The following is a 13,631-nucleotide window of genomic DNA, read 5'->3' as shown; positions in this document are numbered from 1 at the left end:
CACAATGGTCATTCTTGACGGATGATCTAGGGAAAAGCAGGGGGAAGAAGCAGAGGTGACGGAACTTGCGTGACCTCTGCTTCCTCATATTCCATTCGCGCATTGAGAGTTGAAAGCCCGGTCCGGTCGTGGACGGCCAACGAAGTCCACGAATGGCGTTGTAAAACTGGTCGAAGTGAATCGGCATGAATAGAATCTGGTTATGCCCAATCCCACTGAACGAGCCATATTTCTGCAAGCCGTAGAGGAAGAAAATCTCAGCGATCGCCTGACCTATCTTGACGCTGCCTGTGGTGACGACGCGGATCTGCGTGCCTCGGTCGATGCGTTGCTCGCCGCTCATGACGCGCCCGCTAAATTGCTGGATCACCCTATCGGAACCGACCGGAGTCGTCTTCCCTCACTTCCGCTACTCAGTGATGCAGGCGAACTTCTGGGTACGCAAGTCGGTCCCTACACCTTGAAGGAGCAGATCGGTCAGGGAGGATTCGGACTTGTATTTGTTGCCGAACAGGAAGAACCAGTCCAACGAAAAGTCGCGCTAAAAATCGTGAAGCCAGGCCTGGGTTCCAGAGAAGTCATCGCTCGTTTTGAAGCGGAACGCCAAGCCGTGGCGTTAATGAACCACCCGAACATCGCCCAGATCTTCGACGCAGGGGTCGCTACGAATGGCCGCCCCTACTTTGCGATGGAATTGGTTCGAGGATTGCCCGTTGTCGACTTTTGTAATCAACTCCGGTTGAGCATTCCACAGCGGCTGGAACTAATGATCGATGTTTGCTCTGCAGTCCATCACGCTCATCAGAAAGGGATCATTCATCGTGATCTAAAACCCTCCAACGTGATGGTCACACTTCACGATGGCAAACCGGTTGCGAAGGTGATTGATTTCGGGGTCGCGAAAGCACTCAGCGGAAAACTGACGGACAAAACCGTCTACACTAGCTTCTTGGCGATGATTGGGACGCCATTATATATGAGTCCTGAACAGGCCGAGATGAGTGGCCTGGACATCGACACACGCAGCGACGTTTTCTCACTTGGAGTGATACTCTACGAATTGTTGGCCGGTCGAACGCCTTTCGATCGGGAGCGTCTTGACTCTGCTGGATTGGATGAACTGCGGCGGATTATTCGAGAAGAGGAGCCCCCTCGTCCCAGCGTACGGCTTTCCACCTGCGGTAAAATCCTGACGACGATCGCAGATCAACGACGTGTTGATCCGCGTGGACTTGCCACCGTTATGCAGGGAGACCTCGACTGGATTGTGATGAAGTCGCTCGATAAGGATCGCTCTCGTCGTTACGACTCAGCGGCTGCCCTGGCTGTGGAGATCCGGCGGTACCTTGACGGTAAACCAATCCAGGCCCGCCCGCCGAGCACGTTGTACCGAATTCAGAAGTATGCCCGGCGGCATCGTGTCGCTTTCCTCACGACCATGCTTGTGGGAATCACCATGGTTGTAGGAACTGCTGCGAGCTTGTGGCAGATGTCGAGAGCGATTGATGAACGCAATGCCAAAGACGCTGCACTACGGCAAGCCACTCGTGCACAATCCGAAGCAATTGCAGCCAAACAAAAAGTGGAACAGTTTGCCGAGGATCTCGTCCGAGCCAACGAACTGGTGGTCAGCGGTCAGGCACACGCTGATGCCGGACGCTGGACGAACGCTTTACAGGATTTTGAAGCCGCTGTTTCGATGCAACCGGCTTACTACCTCCCACGAGTTCAACGGGCTCAACTATATACTCGAATAGGCCTCTGGCCGGAGGCGGGCAGTGACTACGCCATTGCAATGAACAAAGGGGTTTCGACTGCGGAACCGCAGTGGTGGGGAGTTCCCGCTTTGTTCTTATACACAGCAGACAAAGCCGCATTCCGAGATATCTCTGAGCAACGTCGTGCGGCCGTGTTCCAGGATGCGGATCACCCGCAATGGATGCTCGTGCGTGATTTGACGGTAAGCGGTGAGTTGGCCCCTGCGGTTGATTACGGCCAGTTGGCGCTTATGACGGAGCGATGGTTACAGACGCCGGAACTCGAAGGCCGACCAAAGCCGCCCGAATTCGATGCGCGACCCAATAGACCGCCGCCGAATCCTGGCCCACGCCAACCTGGAATGCATTCACCGGCAAATCGGTTTCCGGGACAACCTCCCCATGGTCCCCGCCGGGATCGATTCGGACAAGCAGCGCCCGCTGATATTGGCCCGTTGTGCCTACGCCAGTACATCGCCGGACTGGCCCTACTGCGTGCCTCCGATTTCGATGCCGCGATCCACATGCTAAAAAACGCGGAGAAAGATCCTCATTGGCCAGCGAAGTATCTCGTTCATGCACCGCTCGCGCTAGCCCATTATCGCCAAGGTAATATTCAGCTTGCCAGCCAGGCGCTTGAGCGTTCTGATGCAGGAATCAAGGAATGGCTTTCGGCCTCGCAGGATCGTCCACAGCTGAGCATGCAGGCTCCCTGGTTTGATCTGCTGGAGGGATTGCTGATCAACCGGGAAGCTTGGCAAGCAATTCGCGGTACGTCTTCGCCATTGGCCTCCCAACTCGATCAACTGCGTGCCGCTTCCAAGAACCTCATCAATGGAAGTCAACCATAGTATTCGTGCCGCTTCACAAGAGAATCCGCAGCGATTGTTCGTTGTCATGGGGGCTGAGTACAAGTCCAGCTTTGATTGCAAATTGCAAACATAGAGGACGCGGAGGAAACAGTAAGAAGCAAGATGCAACTGTGGTTCAATGCAGTACGTTCTCAAATGGAGGATTTAGCATGAGCGGAGTCTTGTTGTACTGACTCATATCTCTAGCGTCCTAGCAGAGATTTGTTCCGATTTCAAAATCCTTGACACCTCTGCTGCCAAAGCGGCGCATTGAACAATAACTGCGAACATTGTCTACTTCTCCTCCGACTAGAAATTCCAACCCATGCTACGCTGTTCAATAGCCGTACTTTGCCTGCTCTTTTTTGAATCTCAGATTTCCGCTGCCGACTGGCCTGAGTTCTTGGGGCCGGGCGGGAGTGCAAAATCGACCGACGTTGTCCCACTGACTTGGGGCGAAACCGAAAACATCACCTGGAAAGTCGACTTGCCAGGGACTGGTTCCTCAAGCCCAATTGTTGTCGGCGACAAAGTGGTAGTGACCTGCTACCTCACCGGTGAAAACAACTCGAAGCGTGTCGTGCTCTGCTTCGATAAGAACTCAGGAGAGCAACTTTGGTCGGTCGACTTCCCCATCGATTACAAGGAGGATCGCTATCAGGGCTACATTACCGAACACGGCTACGCCAGCAATACGCCTGTCAGTGATGGGGAAAACGTCTATGTCTTTTTAGGAAAAGCGGGGGTTCATTCAATCACTTTGGACGGTACGAAGAACTGGAGCGTCGATGTCGGCAAGGAATCAAGCAATCGGCAGTGGGGTTCGGCAGCGAGCTTGATTCTCTTCCAGCAAAGTGTGATTGTGAATGCTTCGGAAGAATCGCAGTCAATTATTGCCCTGGATAAGATAACTGGCGAAAAAATCTGGACGCAGCAAGCCAGTATGCTGGAGTTGACTTACGGCACGCCTCGCATCGTCACACTCGATGATGGAGAACAAGAGGTCGTGATCAGCGTACCGAGTGAACTCTGGTCGTTGAATCCTATGACGGGAAAACTTAACTGGTATTGTCAGACTCCGATGACCGGAAATGTTTGCCCGTCTGTTATCATTGACGGTCAGACCGTTTACAGTTTTGGAGGCTATCAAGGTTCGGGCAGCATCGCTGTTCAAGCGGGGGGCAAGGATGATGTAACGAACTCGCATACCGTGTGGACAAGTCGCACTAGTTCCTATATTGCCACGCCGCTCTTGCACGATGATCGGTTCTACTGGATTGACGACAAAGGAATTGCCTACTGCACGTCCGCCAACGATGGCGAAATTATTTACCGAAAACGCGTGGCCGGTTTGGGAGGCGGACGTCCGGTTTATGCCTCGCCGATTCTAATTGGCGATCACATCTATATTGTAACTCGACGTGACGGCACGATTGTTTATCCGCCTGGCGATGAATTTCAGCCAACCCAACGAAATGTTATCGCTAGCGACGAAACCGATTTCAATGCCTCGCCCGCAGTGTCGGACAATAGGCTCTACCTGCGTAGTAACAAATCGCTGTACTGCATTTCTGCTACGAAGTAAGAACTAGTGGGAATTATCCCGCGGTGATAACTCTCAATGCGACTAGTAACGCTGAATCGATTTCTAACTTAGCCTTTCAATCGAAATCAATTTACAAAACGAAACCAACTACTCGCATTCATCGCCACCGCTGATTTTGGAGGCGAGAAGCTCTGGCAATTCTAACGGTGTTACGGTCTTCTATGTTGTGAAGAACAAGGATAGCCCTTGTATTCCGGCCTTCACAAGACAGAAACCGCTACGATTCCAATTCAACAGCTCTCTTCTGCGTTCCTTACTAAGATCCTCAAACGTCTACTTGGCGACTTCGAGTCACCAAAGTGGTCAACGGAATCGCATCGCAGCCATCCATTTCTTGGCGAACAGTTTTGTTGTCCTCTTCATTCCTGTCTATCGAATCTTTGACTTTGAAAACTGACGCCCGTTGGTTCCCATCATGACTTTCCAGCCTTGCAACGACCACAAAGCGTATCCCGATATTCTCGCTCCCACTCTGTCGATATCGATGGTGATGATTGCATCTCAGCAGCCATCAAGTTGATCCATGGGGAGATTTTCGACACTGGAACAATGGTCAGCACGGGTAAAACACTTTCTGCAAGTCGGATATTTGAAATGACCGATTTCAGATTTAATTCTGACTCAGGGTGTTTTGGCAGTCGATTGATCTATAATGATTTGGAACCGTACTTGGGAACAAAATCACGCGAGGATGAGTCACCATGCTGACAAGAAACCCATGAGGGTTTGCCTCCTTGCAACAAGATCGACGGCGTAAACACCATGAGTATCGATTCGACGTCCGCGATTGCCGAGATGGACCCCGAACAGTTACCCGTTCCGGACCATAAGCTACACGGATGGACGCATTTTGCGGGGCTGTATGCGGGCGAGCATGTTGCAGCGACCGAGTTTGTCATCGGTGCCACTTTCGTCGCGATGGGGGCATCAACCCAAGACATTCTGACCGGATTGCTGATTGGCAATGTTCTTGCAATTCTCAGTTGGACGTTAATCACCGCTCCCATCGCCGTTCAGACCCGACTGAGTCTATACACCTATCTAGACAAGATCGCTGGCGACTCGATGACGAGTCTTTATAACTGGGCTAACGTTTTGATCTTTACGGTCATTTCAGCAGCGATGATTACGGTCTCCTGCACTGCAGTCCGTTTGCTCTTCGGCATCCCTGCCCAGTTGATGTGGTATCCTACCAGTGGGCTGTTCGTCCTTGTGGTACTTAGCGTGGGTCTGATTGTGGTGCTGGTGGCAATGTATGGATTCAATGCCGTGGCCGAATTTTCCGGACTCTGCGGACCGTGGCTGGTTGTTATGTTCGTTTGTGGTGCACTGGTGTTGTTACCAGCACTAGCCGACGCGGTGATTGGCCGGACTCAGCTCACAGGATTTGCCGACTTTATGGCTATCGGGAATCGATCCATCTGGACCGGGGTCAACAGCACAGGGCAACCGGGGATCGGTCTGCTGGAAGTGACCGGTTTCGCATGGGCAGCGAATACCATTACCCACTTCGGTCTGATCGACATGGCGTTGTTGAGATATGCGAAGCGGTCGGTTTATGGTTTATGTACTAGTGCAGGCATGTTGTTCGGGCATTACATCGCCTGGATTGCATCGGGCATTATGGGAGCCGGGACTGCAGTCCTGATGAAATCGACGATCGTCGAACTCGATCCGGGAGACGTCGCCTATCGAGCACTTGGTCTGTCCGGTTACGTGATTGTGATCGTTGCCGGTTGGACGACCGCCAACGCGAATCTGTACCGAGCGGGGTTAGCTGCACAGGCGATCTTTCATCAATACTCGCGTAAGAAAGTCACGTTCACGGTTGGTATCGTGACGGTAATGATTGCCTGCTTCCCGTTTGTGTTCCGCCAGATCTTGCCGTTATTAACTTATGCTGGTTTATTGGTGGTTCCTGTCGGTGGAATTGTTTTTGCCGAACATGTGATCTTCCCTCGCATCGGGTTCACTCGCTATTGGGTGACTTACCGAAAACTGAAACACAGCACTCCGGCAGTCGCAGCGTGGGCGGCGGGACTGGTGTTCGGGTTCGGTTTAAATGCATTGCAGGTCATGTCATTCTTCTATTTATTCCTGCCAACCTGGGTCTTCACAATCGCACTGTACACGCTACTGGCAAGCCGCTACGGAGCCAGACAGACTTACCCCGTCGAGCAGGCTGCCGAAGAAAAACTGAATCAGGCCATCAAAGCGTTTCAAATGCAGCAGGCCGTCACGGAGATCGACGCGGGGCATGTTCAATCGAAACTTTCCAAAGCTCTCGAAACCATCGCTTGGTCAATGCTAGCACTAACGCTGGTCCTGGCACTTCGCGTCATGTTTGATAGTCCCGATATGGAAGCTTATCAAAACAACGTTGCGATATTTTATCCTTGGAGTTTCGCTTTTACGATTGTCTATTTCGCCGCGTCATATTGGGCATTGCGACGCAGTATAAGCCAGCCTTCCTCGGAGTGAGCAAGGCGATGAACGAACGAGAATCCATACCATGCAGCACCCCCTTCCCCTCAACCAAGAAAACCTTTCCCAGATTTCAAGTAAGGTCGGCTGTCCGACATATGATCGAAGTCGATTGGCGACTGGGATTGTCCATGTCGGCGTGGGCGGCTTTCATCGTTCCCATGAGGCGGTTTACACCGATCAATTGTTGCAGTCAGGAGACGATTTGCGTTGGGGAATCTGCGGGGTCGGCCTGCGTGAATCAGATCGAAAAATGCAAGCCATCCTGCAGGAGCAGGATTACCTATATACACTGATCGTCAAACATCCCGACGGGACAATTGAAGCCAAAGTGATTGGGTCACTGGTCGATTTTCTGATCGGTCCGGATAACCCGAAAGCAGTCATCGAGCGAATGGCGGCCCCCGAGACTCACATCGTTTCACTCACAATCACCGAAGGCGGGTACAACGTCGATCCGGCAACAGGCGACTTTGATACATCTAATCCCGATGCTCAATACGATATCCAAAACCCAATGCAACCCCGATTGGTTTTTGGATACCTGGTGGCTGCTTTGAAAATGCGTCGCGAACGCGGTCTGCCGGCATTGACCATCCAGTCATGCGACAACATCCAGCATAACGGCGACCTGACTCGGAAAATGGTCGTCGGTTATGCCCATTTGCTGGATGCCGATTTGGCCCATTGGATTGACAAAAATACTAGCTTCCCGAATGCGATGGTCGACCGCATTACGCCCGTCACAGCGAAATCCGACATTGAATTTCTTCAAAAACAGTACGGTGTGCATGATCAATGGCCAGTCACCTGCGAACCATTCTCGCAGTGGGTGATCGAAGATCAGTTCTCGGATGATCGCCCCAACTGGCAAGACGTTGGAGCACAATTTGTCCCCGATGTCAGCCCATATGAGACCATGAAGCTCCGATTACTCAACGCCGGACATTCAGTGTTGGGAATTCCCGGAGCAATCTATGGCCTGGACACAATTGACGCCTGCATGAGTGACGAGCGATTCGCGAGTTTCCTACGCGGCTTCTTTGATATTGAGGCTGTGCCGGTGCTAGGAGACGTCGAAGGGATCGATCTCGATCAATACAAGAACACGCTCATGGAACGCTTTGGCAATCCCAACATCAGCGACCAATTGTCACGGATATGTTCGCAAAGCTCCAGCAAGCTACCGGTCTTTCTAATTCCCACAATTCGGGAAAACCTGAGCCGAGACGGAAGTATTCGTTATGGGACATTGGTCATTGCAGCCTGGTGCTACTACTGCGAGATGCATGCGGACCAACAGGGACAACCGCTTGAGGTGATCGATGAGATGAAAGCAGCCTTGCATCAAGCAGCCAAGGGAACTTCCGATGATCCACTGGCCTTCATCAAGTTCAAACCGGTCTTCGGTGACTTGGCTGATAACGATCGGTTCGCCACAACGTTTACGGAACTCGTCAAGAAAGTCTACGAATCGCCGGACATCACTCAGCTGATGCAAGAAATGAATTCGTAGTCTTGGCAGACCAGGACAACGAAACTGTCGGAACAGTTCGCGGAATTGCCGGGGCATCCGGTATCAACTAATTTGAGAAAACCGCTGTCGCGGTTCACCCACAACAGCGTCCACACAGAAGCAACACCTGCCGAGACCCAACGATGAGTCAGCCATTGAAAACAGCGATCGTGACGGGCGGATCCGGAGGGATCGGCGGGGAGATTTGTCGTCGTCTGGCACGTGATGGTTTCAACGTGGTCGTTCATTATGGTTCTGACGAAGAAGCTGCCAACGCTGTTGTGAAGGAGATTGAATCAGAAAATGGAAACGCCATCGCGTTTGGAGCCAATATCGCATCGGAACACGAAGTACAGCAATTGTTCGCACAAGCTCATAAACAGTTCGGGGATGTCGATGTCGTGATTGCTAACGCCGGCACAATGATCAGTGGGCCAGTGGCAAACTTTTCGGCGGATGATTTTGACAAACTATTCGCGGTCAACACTCGTGGCGCCTTTCTCACGATTCGCGAAGCGGCTAAACAGGTTCGCGAGAACGGAAGAATCATCTTTGTCTCTTCGCAGTTGGCTGAACGACCGCGGGCGGGAACCGGAATATACTCCGCGACCAAAGCTGCGATTGACGCGATGTTAGTTTCCTTGTCAAAAGAAGTGGGTGAGCGAAACATCACGGTCAACAGTGTCCGTCCAGGCGCGACCAGTCCCGGTATGTTCAACGACAACGACGAAGAGAGAAAGCAAAAGTTCATCGACTTGTCCGCTTTCGGTCGCTTAGGCACCCCGGAAGACATTGCTGCTGTCGTCTCTTTTCTGGCGAGCGACGATGGCAAATGGCTCACTGGCCAACACATCCGCGCCGACGGAGGGATGTCCAACTGAGAGGCTTTGTCGACGTGGAAACGAAATTCAACTCGCCAAGAAACGAGCATCTACATTTCTAAGCAAACACCAGCGCTAAGCGATCCATAAGAATGAAGAATCACCGCCGACTCCGACAGACCTTGTTAGTGACAGGTCTGTTTGTTTTCTGTTGCACTCCGGGCGTGTCATGGGCAGCGGACCCCAACATCATCTTACTGATGAGCGATGATCAAGGGTGGGGAGATGTGGGCTTCAATGGCAACGATCGCATCAAGACGCCAAACCTAGATGCGATGGCAGCCAGCGGAATTCGATTCAATCGATTCTACGCCGCCGCCCCATTGTGCTCGCCAACGCGTGGCAGCTGCCTGACAGGGCGGTATCCGTTCCGGTTTGGAATCCTCGCAGCGCACACCGGTGGCATGCGTGTGGGCGAAATCACAATCGCCGAGCTTATGAAAAAGCATGGCTATGCAACGGGTCTATTTGGTAAGTGGCATATCGGATGGGTTAAGCCCGAAGAAGTCGGTACACGTGGCTTTTATTCACCGCCTTCTCATCATGGTTTCGATGAATACTTCGCAACCACCAGTGCAGTGCCGACATGGAATCCAACGATCACTCCGGACGATTGGGATAGCTGGGGCGGTGAACCTGGTGGGCCGTGGAAAGGCGGTTTTCCTTATGTGCACAATGGAGTCGAAGCCAAGGAGAATCTTAGCGGCGATGACAGCCGAGTAATTATGGATCGTGTGATTCCATTTATCGAGGCCAACCAGTCGAAACCGTTTTTCGCAGCCGTGTGGTTTCATGCTCCTCACGAACCCGTCGTTGCCGGCGAAGAATTCAAGAAGCTCTACCCCAAAGCGGGAACTGCTCGAAAGAACTATTACGGTTGCATCACGGCCATGGACCAACAGATCGGCCGCCTGCGAACACGGCTGCGTGAACTGCGAATCGAGAGGAACACGGTCGTCTTCTTTTGTAGTGACAATGGCCCATCTGATGGACTTGCGAAGAAGGGCGTCGCTTCCGCAGGACCGTTCAAAGGTCACAAACACACGATGTACGAAGGCGGTTTGCTGGTTCCGGCGTGTGCGGAGTGGCCCGGCGTTATTTCGTCAGGAACTGAGACCGATGTTCGTTGCAGCACGGTTGACTATCTTCCGACGATTGCTGCCATCATTGGCGATCCGTTCGTTGAGAAAACTTCGCGTCCGATTGATGGAATCGATCTGATGCCGATCATTCGTGGAGAGGTGCAAACGCCTAACCAAGATCTCTTTTTCGGTTACCGACGACTACACCGAGGAATCGACGGCAAGGCAATCTTGTCGGGCGACTGGAAACTCTTGAAAGAAGCGAAAAAGGATGGCAGCGTTCGCTTGTATAATATCGTCCAAGATCCCTTCGAGAAGAATGACCTATCCGCCGAACGGCCTGAGCAAACCAAGAAGTTGCTCCAGCGTCTGCAGGAGATCGAAGCAAGCTGCCAACGCAGCCGCGACGGAGCCGACTACCAGTACTAACAGTTTGTCAGCCTAATTCCTCCAACCAACACATCGAAAACCCCTTAAAAAGTCAGTGCAACAACTCAACCGGATCGTGAACACGAACCCAAAGCCAGATCGAAGCCATCAGATGAGTACCAGACGAACGCATCTAATTCCACCAGCTCGAACGATTCGCAACTGCAGGATTTCGTTCTCAAGCTAGTCGATCGGATGGCTCTCATGCAGGAGAATATGTTTGCCGAAAACCAACAACTGCAAACGCAATTGATAAACGAATCCCCCAGTTCGAACTCCGCGGCTGTACCCGACTCGTCAGAAACACAACTGCAGCCCAGAGCGATCGTGTCGGAAGAATTGCAGTCCTCGAAAACGACCTACAACGAGACAGCGACGCCGTCAAACCAAGTACCAACCGACGAAGAGACAACCGATCCTGAGTTGGCAGCAATTGGGCCGCAAGCGAATTTCGAATCAGTCGACGAACAGGACAGAAACGTCGATTTGAACAACAAACTGCCGCCCGAAGTGCCAAGCGAAACCTCAACGCCGGAAACTTCAACGCCGATCAGACCAGCAAGAAATCAGCGTCACCAGCGTCGTCGGGGCAACGCGCGCCGGACCAACATATGTGGTTGACCGAACGGTTCCACAAACTTGAGAAAGAACGAAATAGCCGCTGGCGCCGCATTTTGCGAGCTCTCAAAGGTGGGTATGGCGGGCAACGACTTTATGGTCGGAGATTCAGGTTGGCAAACTTTGGTAGTCCCGATTTTCGGACTCGGCAACGGCTGAAGAATCGATTCCGTCTAGCGTTCAAGCTTTAGTGCGGTTCTCTGGCTTATCCCGCAAACGTTAATCGCATTGCTGATTCTGGCTGCGGGAGTCAACTATGCCTTCACTGATTTGGCACCGGCCACTATCCTGCCAGAAACGCTGTCAGAGCGGGAAATGCACGCGCGGTTGGAACGACTGAACAAGACTGCGTCTTAATCGCAGCAGCCAATTCCGTTGAGTGAGCGTGAACTCAATGACTTACTTGCCGAACATGATTCCTTGAGCAAGGCGCTCACGTCCTGCATTCAGAACGCCTACTTGTCTAGTGGAGTCACTGAGATGGATGAAATTTTCCTGGAGTTTCTACCGAACCCTTGCGGGATGCAACATGGTTGCCAGACCTGAAGCTACTTAGCCGATTCGGTCGCAAATGTCGCTGTAGGCATCCAGATACCCGAGCCTTCAGAAATCTTGACAAGGCAGCTCACCGATCGGTTTGGGAGTCATTAGCCTACGAATCTATCCGTTCAATGCCCGATTGACGCTTGGCCTGAAAGACATAACCGGCCCAAGAGCAAGACACGCACTCACATGCAGACTCGTTTGTCCACCTTGAGTCTACCGCAACTGATTCGACAAGTTGGAAGTTCTCGTCGCCTTCAAAGGCACAAGTAACGTGTGCCTCAAAGCGTACTGAAACTTTGAGTACCTTGAACGAACAGACAGGACACTGCATCAACTGGTCCTCCAAAAGCGGCGCGGAATTGGCACTCGAATCCTTCGATCACTTGATCGCAGTGAATCGAGTTGGACATGTTAATCTAGACCAGTGTCTCCCCTAGGTCAACTAGGTAAAACCGTTTACACCACAGCCGCGTGTGTCCTGTGAAAGTTGGTAGGAAATCTGGAATGATCGTTATTGGTTCATTTATTCAGTTGCATCGGATGCATTCTTTACGGAGATGGAGCGATGGCAGGGAGCAAATTGAAGGATCTCTGTAGTGTACCAAGGGGGCCTTCGAGTCCGCTGCTCACAGCTTGCTCGCGAAGCTGACGGAGTTCCGGGTGTCTAAGTCACAAGTCAACGGTGTGGCGGACGGCCGAAATAGTCGGCGAGCAGTTGACGAAGCACTTTACTGGCCTTCTTCGCCGCGGTCACCTAGTAATTGGTCTAGACGCCTTGTTCAGGATCCGATACAGATCCCCAAGCATTTCTAATCTAATGACTAGCACCCTCCATTCGCGTGGTCCTCAACTCCGGCGATACAATCCCTTTCGCCTGAACAGAACGACTCTTTTTCTCGTTACATCCCCCTAGAAAACCTTTCGACTGATTTTTTTCGGGCCATTATCCGAAATTGGACTCAAGATTCTGGAAAGCGTGCTGCAAAGCGTTCAGTGGGCCAGCGTTTTCAGCAAACGATACGCGATTCAAGAATTTGCTTACCAAGGTTCTATTATGGTTATTTGCGTCCCGCTGCCAACGGAACGTCCAGCTTCGCCCCGTCACCGGGATAGCTCGGCCCTTCCCTTGCACGAAGTGCAGTATCGAGTCGTCGGAAGTTTCGAAAGTCGTTTCAAAGCCTTCCGGCTGGTATATGACACCTACATCCAACGCGGATTGATTCGAGAGAATCATTTTAGACTGCGGGTCACGCCATTCCATCTGATCCCCACCACGGAAATGTTTGCGGCGGAGTACGATGGCGAAATCATTTGCACACTTACGTTGATTGGCGATGGCAGCGCGGGGCTGCCCTTGGAGATCATCTATGGGGATGAGGTGAAGGAACTCCGCCTGCAAGAAATCCCGATCGGCGAAGTGTCGTGTTTGGCGGCAAAAAACTTGGAGCCCTCGCAGTTCTTTACGATCTTCTCGGAGCTCACGCGGTTGATGGCTCAGTATGCCCGCGCGAGAGGATTGCACCAATTGCTGGCCGCTGTCCACCCCAAACACGCAAAATTCTATCAGAAATTTCTCGGCTTTCAGCAAATCGGTCCAGAGAAATGCTACCCTTGTGTCGAACACGCACCGGCGGTGGCTTGCTGCCTTGATTTTGAGCGTATCGACCGCGATCGCCCCAAGTGTTACGACAATTATTTTGGCACGGCCATCCCCCAATTACAGTTGCAACCGTGCCCCATGCCACCCTTCGAAGCCGACTTCTTTACCGCTGCCGCCGACCTCGCCAACACCTGCCTACCCCTTGGCTAGGCGAGTCAATTTCTCAGGCCGAGAAATTTGCGTCGCGAGGGTAGTGTGTTG

General features: G+C 52.2%; 7 protein-coding genes. All 7 read left to right on the top strand.

Features of this window, described 5'->3' with window-relative positions:
• The first annotated feature begins 202 nt into the window (after positions 1-202).
• Positions 203-2,608, top strand: a complete 2,406-nt coding sequence (locus AC5DDB_RS11010) for a protein kinase domain-containing protein (RefSeq protein ID WP_491739775.1) — start codon at positions 203-205, stop codon at positions 2,606-2,608.
• Positions 2,609-2,933: 325 nt separating this feature from the next.
• Positions 2,934-4,193: an outer membrane protein assembly factor BamB family protein gene (locus AC5DDB_RS11005; RefSeq protein ID WP_491739774.1), complete on the top strand. Its 1,260-nt coding sequence runs from the start codon at positions 2,934-2,936 to the stop codon at positions 4,191-4,193.
• A 783-nt stretch (positions 4,194-4,976) separates the two neighbouring features.
• Entirely contained in the window at positions 4,977-6,695 is a 1,719-nt protein-coding gene (locus tag AC5DDB_RS11000) for a purine-cytosine permease family protein (protein WP_491739773.1), read from the top strand.
• A 31-nt stretch (positions 6,696-6,726) separates the two neighbouring features.
• Positions 6,727-8,214 carry a mannitol dehydrogenase family protein gene (locus tag AC5DDB_RS10995; protein ID WP_491739772.1) on the top strand — a complete coding sequence of 496 codons (1,488 nt, stop codon included), beginning with the start codon at positions 6,727-6,729 and terminating at the stop codon, positions 8,212-8,214.
• 143 nt (positions 8,215-8,357) lie between these two features.
• Positions 8,358-9,095: an SDR family oxidoreductase gene (locus AC5DDB_RS10990; protein WP_491739771.1), complete on the top strand. Its 738-nt coding sequence runs from the start codon at positions 8,358-8,360 to the stop codon at positions 9,093-9,095.
• A gap of 92 nt (positions 9,096-9,187) precedes the next feature.
• The gene (locus AC5DDB_RS10985) at positions 9,188-10,606 is read left to right on the top strand and encodes a sulfatase-like hydrolase/transferase (RefSeq protein WP_491739770.1); all 1,419 of its coding nucleotides are present in this window, start codon (positions 9,188-9,190) and stop codon (positions 10,604-10,606) included.
• Positions 10,607-12,824: 2,218 nt separating this feature from the next.
• Positions 12,825-13,580: an N-acyl amino acid synthase FeeM domain-containing protein gene (locus AC5DDB_RS10980; protein WP_491739769.1), complete on the top strand. Its 756-nt coding sequence runs from the start codon at positions 12,825-12,827 to the stop codon at positions 13,578-13,580.
• Positions 13,581-13,631: the final 51 nt, after the last annotated feature.

The organism is Thalassoroseus sp. (genome assembly GCF_984380535.1).
This window is presented reverse-complemented; position numbering and strand designations above follow the sequence as displayed.